At 43.8% G+C, this 16502-nt stretch carries 17 protein-coding genes; 5 read left to right on the forward strand and 12 right to left on the reverse strand.

The genetic code is table 11. The features are described 5' to 3' along the window. Window positions 1-7: 7 nt before the first annotated feature. The 3 genes from RTS09_RS07055 to RTS09_RS07060 are packed head-to-tail and all read right to left on the reverse strand — an operon-like array spanning window position 8 to window position 1483. Entirely contained in the window at window positions 8-1114 is a 1107-nt protein-coding gene (locus tag RTS09_RS07055) for an RNA-guided endonuclease InsQ/TnpB family protein (RefSeq protein ID WP_312535539.1), read from the reverse strand. 50 nt (window positions 1115-1164) lie between these two features. Beyond that, complete coding sequence (locus tag RTS09_RS10550; protein ID WP_242047221.1) at window positions 1165-1287, reverse strand: DUF805 domain-containing protein; 123 nt, start codon at window positions 1285-1287, stop codon at window positions 1165-1167. Next, a complete protein-coding gene (locus RTS09_RS07060; protein WP_286172988.1) occupies window positions 1247-1483 on the reverse strand; it encodes a hypothetical protein in 237 nt (78 codons plus the stop codon). The genes RTS09_RS10550 and RTS09_RS07060 overlap by 41 nt, the downstream gene beginning before the upstream one ends. A gap of 234 nt (window positions 1484-1717) precedes the next feature. On the opposite strand from RTS09_RS07060, the gene rluB reads away from it, so the two are divergent. Then, window positions 1718-2581 carry a 23S rRNA pseudouridine(2605) synthase RluB gene (rluB, locus tag RTS09_RS07065; RefSeq protein ID WP_036591148.1) on the forward strand — a complete coding sequence of 288 codons (864 nt, stop codon included), beginning with the start codon at window positions 1718-1720 and terminating at the stop codon, window positions 2579-2581. Between the two features lie 96 nt (window positions 2582-2677). Here rluB and RTS09_RS07070 read toward each other — a convergent pair whose 3' ends face one another. From RTS09_RS07070 to RTS09_RS07090, 5 genes are all read right to left on the reverse strand, one after another. Beyond that, window positions 2678-3400 (reverse strand): hypothetical protein, encoded by a 723-nt coding sequence (locus RTS09_RS07070; RefSeq protein ID WP_312535543.1) that lies wholly within the window; start codon window positions 3398-3400, stop codon window positions 2678-2680. A gap of 185 nt (window positions 3401-3585) precedes the next feature. Then, window positions 3586-3906 (reverse strand): hypothetical protein, encoded by a 321-nt coding sequence (locus tag RTS09_RS07075; protein ID WP_007115494.1) that lies wholly within the window; start codon window positions 3904-3906, stop codon window positions 3586-3588. A gap of 109 nt (window positions 3907-4015) precedes the next feature. Continuing rightward, a complete protein-coding gene (locus tag RTS09_RS07080; RefSeq protein WP_099807756.1) occupies window positions 4016-4324 on the reverse strand; it encodes a hypothetical protein in 309 nt (102 codons plus the stop codon). Window positions 4325-4359: 35 nt separating this feature from the next. Further along, window positions 4360-5112, reverse strand: a complete 753-nt coding sequence (gene rpe, locus RTS09_RS07085) for a ribulose-phosphate 3-epimerase (RefSeq protein ID WP_198510511.1) — start codon at window positions 5110-5112, stop codon at window positions 4360-4362. Between the two features lie 498 nt (window positions 5113-5610). Next, complete coding sequence (locus RTS09_RS07090; RefSeq protein ID WP_312535549.1) at window positions 5611-6741, reverse strand: endonuclease/exonuclease/phosphatase family protein; 1131 nt, start codon at window positions 6739-6741, stop codon at window positions 5611-5613. Window positions 6742-7072: 331 nt separating this feature from the next. On the opposite strand from RTS09_RS07090, the gene asd reads away from it, so the two are divergent. The 3 genes from asd to RTS09_RS07105 all read left to right on the forward strand — a co-directional run bounded on the left by asd (window position 7073) and on the right by RTS09_RS07105 (window position 11822). After that, a complete protein-coding gene (gene asd / locus RTS09_RS07095; protein WP_312535552.1) occupies window positions 7073-8215 on the forward strand; it encodes an aspartate-semialdehyde dehydrogenase in 1143 nt (380 codons plus the stop codon). A 441-nt stretch (window positions 8216-8656) separates the two neighbouring features. Next, window positions 8657-10135: a type IV pilus assembly protein FimV gene (locus tag RTS09_RS07100; protein WP_312535554.1), complete on the forward strand. Its 1479-nt coding sequence runs from the start codon at window positions 8657-8659 to the stop codon at window positions 10133-10135. A gap of 157 nt (window positions 10136-10292) precedes the next feature. Continuing rightward, window positions 10293-11822 (forward strand): hypothetical protein, encoded by a 1530-nt coding sequence (locus RTS09_RS07105; protein ID WP_312535556.1) that lies wholly within the window; start codon window positions 10293-10295, stop codon window positions 11820-11822. A 96-nt stretch (window positions 11823-11918) separates the two neighbouring features. Here the strand turns inward: RTS09_RS07105 and RTS09_RS07110 are convergent, their stop codons facing one another. The 4 genes from RTS09_RS07110 to RTS09_RS07125 form a co-directional block, all read right to left on the reverse strand. Beyond that, window positions 11919-12455 carry a gamma carbonic anhydrase family protein gene (locus RTS09_RS07110; RefSeq protein ID WP_312535558.1) on the reverse strand — a complete coding sequence of 179 codons (537 nt, stop codon included), beginning with the start codon at window positions 12453-12455 and terminating at the stop codon, window positions 11919-11921. 106 nt (window positions 12456-12561) lie between these two features. Beyond that, window positions 12562-13657, reverse strand: a protein-coding gene (prfB, locus tag RTS09_RS07115) for a peptide chain release factor 2 (protein WP_312535560.1) whose coding sequence is annotated in 2 segments (ribosomal slippage) — window positions 12562-13584 and window positions 13586-13657 — 1095 coding nt in all. Because the reading frame shifts where the segments join, the coding sequence is not laid out codon by codon here. Window positions 13658-13758: 101 nt separating this feature from the next. Next, entirely contained in the window at window positions 13759-14463 is a 705-nt protein-coding gene (locus RTS09_RS07120; RefSeq protein WP_219333719.1) for an HAD family hydrolase, read from the reverse strand. A 30-nt stretch (window positions 14464-14493) separates the two neighbouring features. Beyond that, window positions 14494-15363 carry an energy transducer TonB gene (locus RTS09_RS07125; protein WP_312535565.1) on the reverse strand — a complete coding sequence of 290 codons (870 nt, stop codon included), beginning with the start codon at window positions 15361-15363 and terminating at the stop codon, window positions 14494-14496. A gap of 345 nt (window positions 15364-15708) precedes the next feature. Here RTS09_RS07125 and RTS09_RS07130 point away from each other — a divergent pair, with 345 nt between their 5' ends. Beyond that, a complete protein-coding gene (locus tag RTS09_RS07130; RefSeq protein ID WP_007115481.1) occupies window positions 15709-16425 on the forward strand; it encodes a hypothetical protein in 717 nt (238 codons plus the stop codon). Window positions 16426-16502 lie beyond the last annotated feature (77 nt).

Genomic DNA, 16502 nt, shown 5'->3' on the forward strand with positions numbered 1-16502 from the left:
CCCCTTGCTAAAGCAAGGGGATTCCTTCTACAAGACGATCAAGCCCGACCGCAAGAATGTTCTTACTGGCATTGATATCTCTATCATGCCATGTGCCACACGAAGCACATATCCATTCTCTTATTCCAAGCGATTTTCTACCTTTCGGACTATTGGCGGTGATTTCACCGCAACACGAACATCGCTGGGTCGTGTATTTCTCATTCACGATTTCAAAACGGCAACCTGCGTTCTCGCATTTGTAGGTCAGTTGTCGTTTCAGTTCAAACCAGCCTGCATCGTAAACCGATTTGGCGAGTTTGCCTTTTTTACTATTAAATTGATTACTCTGAATATCACCGACCACGATTAGCGCATTATCTTTAACTAATTGGGTGGTGAATTTATGGATGAGGTCTTGGCGTGTATGCTTGATTTTGGCATGGATTGCTTTGACACGTTGTTTGTTTTTAGCTCGTTGAGCAATGGCTAAATCTTTGGCATAGTTGAGCGTTTGTTTGATTTGTAATTTATTGCCATTTGAGGTGGTAGCACTGTCTTTTAAGCCTAAGTCAATGCCTACGCTACCCGTTCCGCATTGTGTTTTAGGGTAGTCTTTGACAGTGATACAGGCATACCAACGGTTACGGCTGTCTTGGACGATTTCTAGTGTGTTAATTTGATATAGGCTAAGGTTGTAGCTGTCCCATAGGTCAATGACTAGTTTTTGTCCTTTGGCTAAACTAAGCTGTAAGGTGGATTTTAAGCCCTTTTTGCCTGTTTGGTGTGTGGCGATGTGTTTGATGGCCGATTGTTTAAACGGTAGCCAACCCAAGCTTTTACGCTTTGATGTTGGGTTGTTGGTTCGCCATGATAACTTAGCTTTTTTGAATTGTTTTCTAGCTTTGGCGTGGGTTTCGTTGATGGCTTGAATGGTTTGCGAGTGTAACCCCAGTAATTCACCGCTACCTTTGGTGTATTCGTTTAGGTCGTAGGCTGAAAGGAATTTGCCAGTTTTTTGTAGGTGCTTGTAACTCAAGTCATTGACGTAGTTCCATACGAAATTGACCGAACCGCTTAGGCGGTTGAGTTTATCAGTATGTTTGTCTCGTATGCGTAGCTTGAGTGTTTTCATGCAAATTATTTTAGCAAAATTTATGCAAGCGTTATAGTGTATGAGTTGCCTTATATCCACCGCCTAAAGTCGGTGGTTTTACGGCAACGGATGATAAAGACAATCAGCATCCACCAACCTGATTTATTAACATCATGCAAACAGCGAACACCGACTGCGATATTGGGAATCATCAACGCCAAAGAAATAAGCCCCGACAACTGCCACTGCATAACCCTGCGCATCGACACTAAATTCTACTTGTTGTCCTGCCATCGGTGCCGTGGCTTGTTGCCATTGTTGGCTAATAAATGGGTAATTTTTTCCGTCATCCCCCATGATGATACCTTGCCCATGTTGCGGCGAGAAATTGGCTATTTGCCCTTTCATTGTTATTATTCCTTGTGTTGTTATTGATTTACTTATGTCGATAATTATAACGTAAAATAATTTTTACAATGTGACATTATTTATGTTAAATTTTTGGTTAAAATACTGGTTAAAATTTAGCCACATGACTTTATACTAGCATTCAACCATCGCTTGTCCTACAATAGGCACAGGCATAAAGTTTCATGCTAGCACAACATTGTGAAATGTTGCTACCTATTAAAGGATTATTGAATGAAAGACGAAAAACTGCAAAAAGCCCTCGCCCGTCTAGGCTTAGGTTCGCGCCGCCAAATGGAAGATGTGATTCGCGAAGGTCGCGTCAGTGTTAACGGCACTGTGGCTACCATTGGTGACCGTGTCGGACAGGGCGATGAAATCCGAGTCGATGGACGTTTGCTACGCTATACCGCAGAAAATGAAAAACGCCGCCGTATCTTGATGTATTACAAGCCAGAAGGCGAAATTTGCTCAGCCCATGACCCAGAAGGTCGTCCCACGGTGTTTGAGCGCCTGCCACCCCTAAATCATGACCGCTGGGTAATGGTGGGTCGGTTGGACATCAACTCAACAGGTTTATTGCTATTTACCAATGATGGTGAACTGGCTCACCGTCTGATGCACCCATCAAATGAAATAGAGCGCGAATATGCGGTGCGTGTGATGGGCGAAGTCACCCCTGAGATTATCTTAAATCTCAAACGAGGCGTCATGCTAGAAGATGGTATGGCACAGTTTGATGACATCGTTGAAAAAGGCGGTGAAGGTATCAATAAATGGTACCAAGTCAAACTCAAAGAAGGTCGCAATCGTGAAGTACGCCGCTTATTTGAATCGCAAGGCTTAAAAGTAAGCCGATTATTGCGTATCCGTTACGGCTCTGTCAGTCTCCCAAGGGAGCTTCGCACGGGTCGTTATCTTGAACTAGATCGCCGTGAGATTGACACCTTAGCAGGACTTGTCAACATTCGCCCGCGCCAAGGCACAGGGCTTTACGGCATTGCCAAACGCCGCCAAGAACGCTTTGAGAAAAAACCGCTAAAAGCGCGCCGTGGGGGTCATCACTTACGCCGCGATAAAGAAAAAAGAAGCAGCTAACCGCTATAAAACTCACAAAAAAGAAAGTTATAAAAAAAGCGTATCAAATTGATACGCTTTTTTCATTTTAATATACCAATGTTAATCTACCATCAACTACGTGCGATTTTTGACATAGCGGTAAGTTGACGCAAATTGCTGGCTGACTTCATTAAACATCTCATTGAGCAATTCATCTAATTGCCGATTGACCCGAGCCAATACCTCAATGAGCATCTCGCCTGCGGTCATATCCCCCTGAATTTTTTGATTGAGCTGACTGGGATGATATTTGGCAATTTGGTCATACTGGTGTACTGCTTCAGGAATCGTCTGCTCAATTAAGCGATTGACCACAAACTTATTTTCAGTCAACCATTGGTTTTGCGGGTGGTCTGGTTGGTTGACTGACTGACTTTGGTCGCGTTGCCACTCCTGATAACGAATGAGTTTGTCATGGATGGTATCAAGCAGCATTACGGCAGCTGTTGGCATACGTTCAATTGACGCGCCATCAATACCCAAAATCGAAGGTGAAGATAATCGCGGTTGTTGATTTTTTGCTTTAAACCATTTTTTATTGCTTGCATTTTTGCTAGCACGTGGCATTAAGTTAAAACGGCTATCACTACCGAAAGTATTGGGAATTGGCAGGGTTGATTGGTACGCCAATCGCATGGTTTTCGGTTTTGCCGGCGATGCGGTGGGCGGCACGGAATATTGAGACATACCGACCTCAATACCCGCCATATCATGCAGTTTATACCAAGCCAGCCTTATCCATCGATACACCAAAAAGCTTATCAATACAGTCAACAATATACCGAGCAAAATATTCATCTATACGCCCTAACAGCTTGTCTATCAATAACAGCCTGCCTATAAAAAGCAAATATAGCACTACTATGATTGCAACTGTTTAGAAATTCAAGCATGTTAGCGTTGGCTAAGCCTAAAAATTCATCGGTCAAAAAAAGTATTGCACAAAACTGTTAGCTGTTAACTGTTACCCTAAATCGTGATGTTTACATGGTATGCCAATAGCGAAGTTTATTGATTTCAAATAAGAATGCCACAAACATGCCGAGATAATACGCCAATTTAAGCTCAAAACTGTCATCCCGTAACTTAAAAGGTAATGCGCAAAGGGTGACGGCAAGCGGAATCCACAATAGCATAAACACCCAATTTTCGATGACATTGAGCCAGCCTTGCATTCCCTTGCTACTGCGTAAAGCCGCCAACCCTAACAACAAGCAGGCAACTATCAGTGTGTTGATTAAGCCTTTTGGAAGATTGCTGGGATAAATCGATAATTCTTGCTTAGTATAATGTGGCAATGCCATTCAATAAATTCCTAAATAATTACTGAGGATTGGTGTTATGTATAGCGTCAATGTCTAGCATCAATTTGTGGCGTTAATGTCTTGGGGTACCGACTCACCGAGCGAACCGTTACGAATATGCCGCCATCATCCATAGCATCGCCACACAGCTAAATAACAAACCCAAGGTTAATGCATTGCGATTTTGAATCGGTGCACGCCCTGAGTAGCGATTTAACACCTGTGAACCCACGACAAAAGCCAGTGGGATACCCAACCAAAAAATCGCAATGGTACTCACCAGTGAGGGCAGCATTGATGATAAACTATCGCCAAACATCAACCTAAACCCAAAACCTGCCAACCCTAGCAACACAGCAAATATTGCCAGTCCAATTGTCAGACCTTTGGGTACTAAAGACGGGGATTGAACGTCCATACCAATTTCCTTGTGTATCATGGCTTGTGTAGCATTTACGCTGGCAAGCGACCGACCAAAGCCAGTTCGGCACGCATCGCGTCAATCGCTTGGCGATAATCAGGTTGGTTAAATATCGCTGAACCTGCGACAAACATATCAGCCCCTGCTTCGGCAACTGCACGAATATTACTGGCTTTGATACCGCCATCGACTTCAAGGCGAATATTGCGACCCGATAGCCTAATCATTTCGCGCACCGCTTCTATTTTTTTGAGGGTACCATCAATAAATGCTTGCCCACCAAACCCTGGGTTAACACTCATCAATAAAATCTGGTCAACTTTATCCATCACATAGTCTAGATAGTGTAGCGGCGTGGCAGGATTCAGCACCAGTCCACAGTCAGCGCCGCCATCTTTGATGAGTTGTAACGAGCGATCGACATGTTGCGTGGCTTCTGGATGAAAGGTAATGATGCTAGCGCCCGCTTTTAAGAACTGCTCAATCATACTATCAACTGGTGACACCATCAAATGCACATCTATCGGCGCAGTTACCCCATAATCACGCAGCGCCTGACAAATCATGCTACCAAAGGTCAAATTTGGGACATAATGATTGTCCATCACGTCAAAATGCACCACATCCGCACCTGCGGCAATAACCTTCTCGACCTCCTCGCCCAGACGGGCAAAATCTGCCGACAAAATCGAAGGGGCAATCAAAAATTGGCTATCATTATTTGGATGGGCAAATTTATTAGGGGCTTGTTTAGGTGAGTCTTCAAGAATTTCAGACTGGTTCATCGTCATTGTCCGTCAGCTTTGATTAAAAAGTGCGGATATTTTAGCAAAGATTATTTTAAAAAACTTCGACTATTTGGTGACTATTATTTGGTAGCTATTATTTGGTGACTATAACTATTGACAGCGATTATTTGCTGTCCGTGAAAATAAATCTGCCATAAGCCTTGCAGAATTTGCATTTAAGTAGTCAAAACAAGCAAAAAACAAGGTAGCTAGACTATGCTAAATTAGGCTAGATTATGATTGATAAGTACCAAAAAAGATAAAACCCAAGTCTTAGGGCAATAGACTTGGGTTTTAGGGCACTTCATGTCAACTATGTTATTATTATTGGCTTTCCATGATATTACTCATCCTGAGCGTCTCAACACTACCATTCCTTGGTATCATCCTTGTGTTGATGAGTTCATTGTAGGTTGTTGCACCGTTGGTTACTAGCCGCAAAAGGCGGAATCTGTTGTAAGCAAATGCTTACATGGAGTTTTAGCTTGCCCGCTGCTAACTTTCGCATGCGCCTGTCAATAATTTGCTAGCATCATTAGCGCTATCAGTCTGAGCTTCCGATAGCTTTTCGCCTTCTTTAGCGCCCTCTTTGATGGTTTCTTTCGCCTCTTGGTGATCGGCGATGCTTGGCAAAGGTTCAGGCTGCTCATCCATGACTTCAGGTTCATATTGTAAAGTAGTGAGCACGGGAAAATGGTCAGAGCCAATGTTCGGCATACGCGCCATCGATACCAGCGTGAAGTGATTGCTGTGAAAAACATGGTCAAGCGCCCAGCGTAAAAATGGGTAACTGGCATGAAAGGTATTGATGAATTTGCGCCCAATGCGGGGATCTAGTAGCCCTGAGATACGCTGGAACATGCGTGTGGTATGCGACCACGCCACATCGTTCAGATCACCTGCAACAATCACCGTCAAATCGTTGGCGTTGATGTGCTTGCCTACCATTAACAGCTCAGCATCCCGTGTCACCGATTTATCCGCTTCGGTTGGACTCGGTGGCATGGGGTGCAAGCAGTATAGCCAAACAACTTTTCCCATGGCTAGGCGAACTTGGGTATGAATCGATGGGATATCATCAACCACCAGATATTTTACTTGGGGATTGATAAGCTCAAGCTTTGAGTACAAATGCATACCATATAAGTTATCGAGTGGCACTTTGACGTTAAATGGATAGTTAGCTTCGATTGGGCTTAAAGCGTCTTGCCACGCTTGGTCAGTTTCGAGCGTCAATACAATATCGGGTTGATGGGTATGGATAAGGTCAATCAAAGCTTGTTTATTTGGATTGGTCGTCAACACATTGGCAACCAACAATTTCACTTGATAATCGCGTGATTTTGGCTGTGCCGTTTGCACTTGTTTCTTCCACAAAAACGTATAAGGCAACACCATGTACGCTTGCATAGCCAGTGCAATAATGAGCAGTAAAATCAATCCCATCTGCCAACGACTGTCAAAAGCGCCCAGCCAAAGTAAGCCAATGAGCGCCACTACCCCCAAAAAAATCAATTGATTTCTGGGAAAATCAGCAATCCTAAACCACCATTCAAACCTAGGGATGGTTGCCCAAAAAGTTGCAAAAACCACAAAACCTGCTAGCAACTGTAACAACAGCGTCATTGTCTATCCTTTCATGTTATATTGCGGTTCACATTGGTCAATATTAGCTTTTTATCATCAGCTTCTTATCATTAGCTAGTTATCAATAGCATGGCGATATAGTAGCCACAAAAATATGGCTGATAAATTGCAGTTGTGTTGCCAAACGCTATTTTTCACCCTGACATCGCTATCAGCCTACCATCTATAGCTAAATAGATGCCCCATGTAAAAAAAAATTCACTTGCAAAACATTACAAATACAGGCAAGGTAACAGGTTACTAATTGAAAAATCAATGTGGATTTTCTGCACTATTTATTTTATTTTGTTTACAGTAAGGAAGGGTTATCATGAGTCAGCTACGCGTAGGTTTGGTCGGATGGCGTGGAATGGTCGGTTCGGTATTAATGCAACGTATGATGGATGAAAACGACTTTGAAGGGATTACCCCAGTGTTTTTCTCTACCAGTAATGCCGGTGGTGATGCCCCTACCCCAAATGGCATTGCCCCTAGCAAGCTTGAAGATGCGCATGACTTAGCGGCTTTAGCGGCTTGTGATGCCATTATTACCTGTCAAGGCGGTGACTATACTAAAGAAGTCCATCAACCGCTACGTGATAAAGGCTGGACAGGTTACTGGATTGATGCAGCAAGCACCCTGCGTATGGCGGACAATAGCGTCATCGTCCTAGACCCAGTCAACCGCAATGTCATTGATGACGCTATCAAAAATGGTCAAAAAGACTTTATCGGTGGTAACTGTACAGTATCTTTGATGTTGATGGCGATTGGCGAGTTGTTCAAACGTGATTGGGTTGAATGGGTATCTGCGATGACTTACCAAGCGGCAAGTGGGGCGGGCGCCAACAACATGCGTGAGCTTATCAAGGGCATGGGCTACATTCATGATGGCGTTGCAGACGAACTCAATAACCCGGCAGGCGCAATTTTAGAGATTGACCGTAAAGTAGCCGAATTACAACGTAGCAGCGACTTCCCAAAACAATACTTTGGTGCACCGCTTGCTGGTAGCTTAATTCCATACATTGATGTACAACTAGAAAACGGTCAATCAAAAGAAGAATGGAAAGGCTGTGTTGAAACTAATAAAATCTTAGGCAATGATGCAGACAAGACGAATGCCAACATTGTGCCGATTGATGGTATCTGCGTGCGTATCGGTGCCATGCGTTGTCACTCACAAGGCTTGACCATCAAACTAAAAAAAGACATCCCTCTAGAAGAAATTGAAGCTGCGCTTCGTAACAGTGGTAATGAGTGGCTAGATGTAGTAGAAAATGACAAATCTGCATCGGTTGAGCGTTTAACCCCAGTCGCGGTCACTGGCACCCTTAAAGTTGCCGTAGGTCGTCTTCGCAAGATGAATCTAGGTGGCGAGTATTTATCTGCCTTTACCGTGGGTGATCAGTTGTTATGGGGCGCGGCAGAGCCACTACGCCGCACACTTGCGATTATCCGCAATCAATTATAAACCCAAGGATTTATAAAAAACACGCTGATTAGGGCGTGTTTTTTTATGCCTGAGTAGATAAACCTTATAGTGTTAATGCGTTATTTACCCCTAAAAAACGCCATGACCAGTAGACAGGGATTGCCATTATTAGGGTATTGTCAGGGTATTGATAGTACAGTGTCATTATCCAAGCATCAATCTACCCATAAAGTGATATCAACAGCGGGCTTTATCCCAAGCTTTGTGCCAATAATAAGCGAGTCAGGCTATTGAGAGTTTTGGACAAAAAGTGTAAAGTTGAGCAGATAATTTGACTGAAACTTTTGTCAAGTTGTTGGACTATCGATTAATTCGATGTTTGAATATTGCCTGTCGGTATATTGACTACCATGCGACCACACAAGTAGGCATTTTTTAACACCCCTAACTAGGCTATGATACCTTCAGCAAGGATTTTTTATGTCTTGGCAAAAATACTCTGTACACTTGGTATTGGGTTTTCCCTTATCGCTTCCGATTGTCGCTTATGCCGTCAATATTGGCGATACATATGTACAAACCCAACAAAACCAACCTTTAAACGCCAGTATTAATGTCAGTGATATCAATCCAAGAACTTTTTCTGTCACAGTCGCCCAAGCTGATGTGTATCGCCAGCTAGGTTTGTCAAAAGATGCCGATATTCAAATCAAATTTGTCCCAACCAGTAGCAATGGCGGTCAGATTGTACTGACCACCAAACGTGCGATTAATGCCCCATTTACCGATGTGGTGCTCAATATCACGGAAAATGGCGTGACCAAAACGCTGCCAAAAACCTTGTTGATGCCCATTGACAGCGCACAAAAAATCACCACGCAAGCCAATACCACGGCTTTGCAATCACCTGCGCAAAACATCATCATAGGTTCGGCTAATCCTGTGCAGTTGCCTGTTATGTCGCCCGACCCTATGCCCCTGCAGCCGATAACATTGCCATCAACCACCATCAACCAGCTGCCTAATTTGACTACGCCTAATTTACCTACGACTGGTATGCCAGTTGGCGCTACCCCAATGACGCTGTCTAGCGAAAACAGTGACTACCTGCGTATCCAAGAGACGCGAACGGTTCGAGCTATTCGGCCAAATGGCACTGTCTATAATCCAGCTGTGCCACAAACGCAAAACCCCATCCAAACAAACACCGCAGATAATCAATTGCCAAGCCCAGCAGCTATTTATGGCAACCAACCTTTAGACAAATCCAAATCCAAATCTAAATCTAAGTATAGCGCCAAGAACCCGCAAATCATTGGTGAGACAACCACTTATACACTACAGCGCAATGACAACCTTTGGACCATCGCCAATAACATCGCAGCGGCAAACCGCAAAGATGTCGATCAAGTGATGGCAGATATCATGGCAGCCAACCCGACCGCGTTCCCCGATAATGACCCAACCAAACTTGTCGCCAATACCCAATTGCAAATCCCAAAATATAAAGTAGTCCCTTCACAAATTGGGATAAAATCGGCCAATAAAGCGCGACAACGATATCGTCAAAACAAAAAACGTGTCGCAAGCAAAAAATCTGTCATCGCACCAAAATCTGCTGCCAAGCAACCAGCCACCCTAACAACTACAAAAAAGACACTTAAAGCACAAAAAACACCGCGGCCATACGCAGCGACTAAAAAATCTGAAATGACCATCATCGCGCCTAATCATACCAGTGGTTCAGTACAAGGTCAGAGCACCAACAACAAGATAGGCAAAGCAATGCCATCCCAAGTAGCGGCGCAAGTGCAGCAAAAACGCCAAGCCACCGCCCAGCAAGCCACTAAAGTTAACAAACTCAATCAAGACTTAGTAGGCGCGGAAAATCGCTTGAAAATACAAAACACCAAGCTTGCCCAATTAGAAAAACGCTTAAAAGAGTTAAACAAAAAATAATACAGCGCGTGGATGATATTGCCTGCGTGCTGTGTCATTTCATAACGTACAACAAATTTGTGGTGATTCATTAGTCGCATAAAGCGGTAGTTTATATCTTGCTATGCCCTAATGATAACTATCTAACGTAACGATGAGGTGAAAGATGGATCCGATAATGATAGGTATCGCAGCAGTGGTGATTTTGGTAGTTATTGCTGGCGTTTTCTTGATGAAAAAAGGTAAGAGCCAGACAACGGTTGATACTCAGACCCAAGTCAAACGTCCAAAAACCTTGGCTGAACAGCAACGCGAACTAGAACTGCAACGTCAATCACAGCAACCAAGCCCCTATGCTGCGCCTAACCTGCCGCAATCGACTTTGCAGGCTGCTCAAACCCTCAATCTCAACGCCCAAGCCAATAACCTAAAAACGCTGGTAGATGAAGAACAATCGATAAATGCACGCAGCGCAGCGATGACCCATACCGCTGAAGCCGTTGAATCAGATGGACTTGATTTTGATTTGCCAGGTTTTAAACAAGACAGTGATAAGCCAGCCATCAACAGCACCTCACAGGTTGCCATGCCGAGCGTCACTGAAGCGGCACAGCCAGCAACCCTAGCTAATGGTGCTAACAGCAATGCCGATAATGAATTAGATTTTGACTTTGCACTCGATGTACCTGAAACCAAAATCGCCCCTGTTACACCTGTCCCGCCTGAAACTGACCCTACTACTGAAACCACAGCGGCGCAATCACAATCAAATGAGTTAACTTTTGACGATTTTGATTTTGATCTACCTAGCAAACAGCCCGCGACCGCTGAGACTGTCGCTGCCCCTGTCTTAGAATCACCTACCGAAATTGTTGCCCCAGTGACAGAGGAACCTGTAACCACCACTTCGGCAAGTAACGTCAATAACAATAACAATGCTATTAGCGACAGCGATTTTGATTTTGATTTTGACTTTAGTTTACCAGAGACGCAATCAACACCTACTGCTACTGCTTTAGAACCAATGATAACGACCCCAACGGCTGCACCGAGCACTCACGAAAGCGCAGATGAGTTTGATTTCGACTTTGATTTGAACGCTGAGCCAGCGGTTACTCCAACCAATGACGCTACTACAGAAGCAGCCTTAAGCTTTGACACGTCAGATATTAAAGCATCTAGCAATCTAACTTCTGATGCGGTGACTTCTGTACCGGTTGCCAGTGATGAAGCCACAGATATTGCATCGTTTGCTTTGGATGATGAATTACTACGCCAAGCAGAAGCGGCTTCACTAGCCAAGCCTGCTACCCCATCGGTCGTTGACTTGGCAGAAGTCAACGCCCCTAACCCATCTGATTCGCTACTCATCTCAGATGACATGTTTGATTTGTCTTTTGATGACTCAACTACTCAGGCAGCTACTCCAGCAAATACACAAACAACTACGACCCCAATCGCTAGTCCTGAAACGACATCGATTGCAGATGAGGGAAGCCTAACAACTGCGCCAGTTGTTGAAGATTTATCAGAGATACTCGATGTCATTAAGGATATCGACACGGATACGCTAAACGTAGATTTGGCAGAACAGTATGTGAATTTAGGGGAATATGACAGTGCCAAACGCTTGCTTGATGAAATCAAAGATAGCGATAACCCGGCATTGCTAGAGCGTGCGGCAGCGTTAAGACAACGTATTGCTTAATCATGTATTGCATAAAAAAAGGATAGTAAACTGACTATCCTTTTTTTAGTCAAATTTTTTTTGAATTACTTTATAACAACTTAATACGCAAAAAACTTAATACTCAATGGCTATGGGTTTAAGTCCCGTTTTAAAGGCATTTGCTTTTTCAACATAATGTAAAGCTGATTGTTGAAGCATCACTTCGCGCCCCTGCGGCAAGGTTTTGACAACTTTAGCTGGGCTTCCCATCACGATGGAATTATCTGGGATTTGCATATTTTCGGTGACAAGCGCATTGGCACCGATGATGCAATTTTTGCCGATTTGGGCATTATTGAGCACAATCGCACCGATACCAATCAAGCTATTATCACCAACAGTGCAGCCGTGTAGCATCGCCAAATGCCCAATCGTCACGCCTTCGCCAATGGTGACGGCGATACCTTCATCGGTGTGTATCACACTGTTTTCTTGCACATTACTATTTTTGCCCAAATAAATCGGCGCATTGTCCGCGCGTATCACCGCGCCAAACCACACACTGACGTTATCAGCTAAATGCACATCGCCTATGACTTCAGCGGAGTCTGCGACCCAGCCTGTGAAGGGTGCCTGATAAGTGGGTTTTTTGTCTTGCCATTGGTACAGCATATCAAATCCTTATGAAAAAAAAAGAGTGTCAACTAAAAAATTGACCCTCTAATTTTAGCAAGTGCGGATAAATTAGCAATGGGTTATTGTAGGCAGCGCAGTTAAATCAAAGCCCTGCTTTTAGGCTCGCTTCGATAAATTTATCAAGGTCGCCATCTAGCACCGCTTGGGTATTGGAAGTTTCCACCCCTGTTCGTAAGTCCTTAATCCGCGAGTCATCGAGCACATACGAGCGAATTTGACTACCCCAACCGATATCCGATTTGGTTTCTTCTAGCGCTTGTTGCTTTTCCATACGCTGCATCATTTCACGCTCGTACAGTTTGGCGCGTAGCATTTTCATTGCCGTGTCTTTGTTGGCATGTTGGCTACGTTCATTTTGACACGCCACCACAATGCCTGTCGGTTGGTGGGTGATACGTACCGCAGAGTCGGTGGTATTAACGTGCTGACCGCCTGCACCGCTTGAGCGATAAGTATCGATGCGTAAATCGGCAGGGTTGATATCAATCTCAATATTATCATCAATCTCAGGCGATACAAACACCGCCGCAAACGACGTGTGGCGACCGTTGTTGCTATCAAACGGTGATTTTCTCACCAAACGATGCACGCCGATTTCGGTACGTAACCAGCCAAACGCATAGTCACCTTTGACATGAATCGATGCGCTTTTAATCCCTGCGACACCACCTGCTGATAGTTCCATGATTTCGGCTTTAAAGCCATGTGATTCACACCAGCGCAAATACATCCGCAGCAGCATCTCTGCCCAGTCTTGGGCTTCGGTACCGCCTGAGCCTGACTGGATATCAACATAGCAATTGTTGCCATCCATCTCACCGCTAAACATACGTTTAAACTCTAAATCTGCGACTTTAGCTTCGGCCTCATCGAGTTCCGCTTGTACGTCTGACAATAAGGTCGCATCATCGGCTTCCACCGCTAAGTCAATCATGGCTTTGGCGTCTTCTAACTTGTCATCTAAAGCGGTAATCACGCCAATGACATTATCAAGCTGCGATTTTTCTTTACTGATTTTGGTGGCACGCTCTGGGTCGTTCCACAGTTCTGGGTTTTCAAGCTCTAAATTGACTTCTTCCAAACGCTCTTGCTTGGCTTCGATGTCAAAGATACCCCCGAAGCTGGTTGCCACGGTCAGTTAAGTCTTTGATATGCTCTAAATACGGGTTGATTTCCATGTGAGGTTACCTTAACGTGTTACTATGAAAAATGCGCCATTATACCTGAATCTGTTACTGGATTCATCTTAGCTGTCGCCATTCATCTTGGCTGTTGCCCACTACACCTGTGCTTTTATCGACCAATCTTCCACTGCCCAATGATGCGCTAAGGCATGCGCGTGTAGAGTATCATCGGGGCATACCGCAATCGCCACATCTGCCCATTCTAATAGCGGCAAATCATTTTTTGAATCCGAATAGGCATAAGTTTTGGTATAAGTAATACCTTGTGCGTTTTTTTGAGCAATCCAATTTTTTAAATGAATGATTTTGCCTTCTTTAAAGTTTGGCTGTCCTGCGACCTTACCCGTGTACCCCTGCTCGGTGACTTCAAGCTCAGTGGCTAAAATATTATCTTCCTCTACCAAAAATAATTTGTTAGCAATGGCTTTGACCACAAAGGCATTGGTGGCAGAAATCACTACCACATCGTGCCCTGCTTGTAAATGTGATTGGATAGCGTTAACCGCTTTTGGACGCACTTTTGGTGCGATTTCATCTTGCAAATATTGTTCACGCCATTCATGTAACTGGGCTAAAGTATGCTGTTTTAAAAAGCCTGCCACAAATTCATTATAGACGACCGCATCGAGCGTCCCTGCGATATAGTGCTCATAGAACTCCCGATTTTTAGCACGATACAGCGATTCTTCTACCAAATGATGTTTGACCAAAAACTCACCCCACATATAGTCACTATCGGTATCAATGAGGGTGTTATCGAGGTCAAATAGCGCCAATTCTTTGTGTAGTACGGTTGACATAAGACAGCCTTTAGCATAGTTAGTGAAAAGTTAAATTGCGGGGTTTTGGTCATCAACGGTTAAGGTATCACCAAATCGCCAGGTACGGATAATACGCAGCTCCAAATAATCTTGCATTTCCTTTGAGAATTTACCAAATGGCGCGGCTTTACGCACCGAATTTTTTGCTGCTTCATCCAAGATGGTAGCGCCTGATGACTGTAACACTTTGATAGATTTGACTTGCCCGTTAGGCTCGATAATCACCATCAGCATGACATCGCCTTTGATGCCTTTGGCGCGGGCTTCTTGGGGATATTGCTGGTTGCCAATATGATAGGCTTGTTGGCGAAAATTCTCGATATAGCGCGCGGCTTCACCCGTGGTGGTGGAGTTACTGCTGATAGTTTTGACCGCAGATTTTTTGGCTAGTAATTGGCGGTTACTGCTGATTTTGGTTTCAAGGGTGGCAATTTGTGCCTGTACCCGTTGTTCCTGCGCGGCTAGATTTTCGCTATCGTCTTGTTTTTTATTATTATTTTCTCTGCGGATTTTTTCAAAGCTTAACGTGGTACGTAAATAACTTTCTTGAAACGCTTGTTGACGCGTTTGGCGTTCTTGACTCACGATATCATCGGTTTCATTGATTGCTTGGTCTTCTAAGGGACTCATGGTATTGTTTTCAAGCCGTAGCTTTTCGTTGGACTCACCGCCACCTTGCTGGCCGGCATTGGCGATAAAATCGGCCTTTTCATTCTTTTGCAGATTTTCGGTCAACACCGTGGTGACTTCTTGCACCGCTGCAGTTGGTGAGCTTTTATCTTCAAATTGGATACCAAAAATAACAGCCGCATGAATTGTCACCGCCGTAATGATAGCAAATAGCATGACGCTGTCTTTGCAAGCCGTAGTATGTGGCATTAACTTTTGAAAAACATCACGGTGGCTGTCTTTGCTATACACCAAAATATAACCCTTTGAGCGATGACGACGCTATCTCCACAACCTTACTAAAAAAAATACAAATCACTCATGTATTATAACGCGCAGATAGTATAGATTAAATCAAACCTTGGCTGAAGCTAAATTCATACACCATTAGCAATGAGTGGTTAGTAATCAATAAGTAGCAATCAGTGCTTACCAATTAATGGTACAAGATTTTTTGTAGACGGGTCAGTGACTTTATGATTAGCAACTTTACAATGCCCAAAAACTGACTACAATAATAGCATTCAATATAAATATAAAAACTGAGAAACGATAGTGATAACAAGCAAAACGCAACTGGATGAATTTTTTGCCACCCATTCTGAAGAAATCGCACGTGCGCTGATACAAAAATCACAAACGTGGTATGAAAAAATCGAAGATTTTGCCGGTCAAGAGTTTATCGTGCCCGCCACCGAAAAGCAGCTAAACGATGCCATTCAAAAATTTGTGGTGGCAAAAGTCAAAGCGATATTGGCCATGCATCTAGAGATTCATGAAGGCTGGCTTCGACTGTATGCAACGGTTAACTATAAAGGCATCTACGCTGACCTGGCTGTCAACTTAGGTGTGGTACATGCCCAATTTGACCGTTATCGCCAACGCTTGGTATTTCAGCAATTGACTGACACTGATGTCATTGGCTTGTATTCAGATTCCTATGTGAAATCAAAAGCGATTCATGTAGCGCTTTGGTTTTTTAAACGGGTGTTAAAGAAAGACCCCCTCGGCATGATTTTGGAGAAAATCAATTTGGTGCACCAAAAAGATGATATCTTGTATCTCGATATTGGTCGCTGGCTGAAGAAAAACGAAAAAATCATGGCGACGCTGCGCAAGGTGCAAGTTAATCACGGTTATCTTGCTGAACAGCAACTACTGCTGAGAGCTAATGCCAACGTCGGTGAAATTCTCAATATAGGTAGTAGTGACCAATTAATTACTGAAGCGGATAATCCTGCAATAACAGCAAACGCAACTAAAGCGGCTTAGAATTTTTTCATCGGTATCAAACCTCATCCTTTACCGCTTTTGCTCTACTGATTTTTTACCGATTGTGCTTTGCCAAT

The organism is Moraxella sp. CTOTU47618 (genome assembly GCF_032017425.1).
GTDB lineage: Bacteria > Pseudomonadota > Gammaproteobacteria > Pseudomonadales > Moraxellaceae > Faucicola > Faucicola tetraodonis.

Excerpts from the sequence above, each read along its gene's own strand:
- RTS09_RS07055 (WP_312535539.1), bottom strand. The coding sequence starts at position 1,114 with ATGAAAACACTCAAGCTACGCATACGAGACAAACATACTGATAAACTC.
- RTS09_RS10550 (WP_242047221.1), bottom strand. The coding sequence starts at position 1,287 with ATGATTCCCAATATCGCAGTCGGTGTTCGCTGTTTGCATGATGTTAAT.
- RTS09_RS07060 (WP_286172988.1), bottom strand. The coding sequence starts at position 1,483 with ATGAAAGGGCAAATAGCCAATTTCTCGCCGCAACATGGGCAAGGTATC.
- rluB (WP_036591148.1), top strand. The coding sequence starts at position 1,718 with ATGAAAGACGAAAAACTGCAAAAAGCCCTCGCCCGTCTAGGCTTAGGT.
- RTS09_RS07070 (WP_312535543.1), bottom strand. The coding sequence starts at position 3,400 with ATGAATATTTTGCTCGGTATATTGTTGACTGTATTGATAAGCTTTTTG.
- RTS09_RS07075 (WP_007115494.1), bottom strand. The coding sequence starts at position 3,906 with ATGGCATTGCCACATTATACTAAGCAAGAATTATCGATTTATCCCAGC.
- RTS09_RS07080 (WP_099807756.1), bottom strand. The coding sequence starts at position 4,324 with ATGGACGTTCAATCCCCGTCTTTAGTACCCAAAGGTCTGACAATTGGA.
- rpe (WP_198510511.1), bottom strand. The coding sequence starts at position 5,112 with ATGAACCAGTCTGAAATTCTTGAAGACTCACCTAAACAAGCCCCTAAT.
- RTS09_RS07090 (WP_312535549.1), bottom strand. The coding sequence starts at position 6,741 with ATGACGCTGTTGTTACAGTTGCTAGCAGGTTTTGTGGTTTTTGCAACT.
- asd (WP_312535552.1), top strand. The coding sequence starts at position 7,073 with ATGAGTCAGCTACGCGTAGGTTTGGTCGGATGGCGTGGAATGGTCGGT.
- RTS09_RS07100 (WP_312535554.1), top strand. The coding sequence starts at position 8,657 with ATGTCTTGGCAAAAATACTCTGTACACTTGGTATTGGGTTTTCCCTTA.
- RTS09_RS07105 (WP_312535556.1), top strand. The coding sequence starts at position 10,293 with ATGATAGGTATCGCAGCAGTGGTGATTTTGGTAGTTATTGCTGGCGTT.
- RTS09_RS07110 (WP_312535558.1), bottom strand. The coding sequence starts at position 12,455 with ATGCTGTACCAATGGCAAGACAAAAAACCCACTTATCAGGCACCCTTC.
- RTS09_RS07120 (WP_219333719.1), bottom strand. The coding sequence starts at position 14,463 with ATGTCAACCGTACTACACAAAGAATTGGCGCTATTTGACCTCGATAAC.
- RTS09_RS07125 (WP_312535565.1), bottom strand. The coding sequence starts at position 15,363 with ATGCCACATACTACGGCTTGCAAAGACAGCGTCATGCTATTTGCTATC.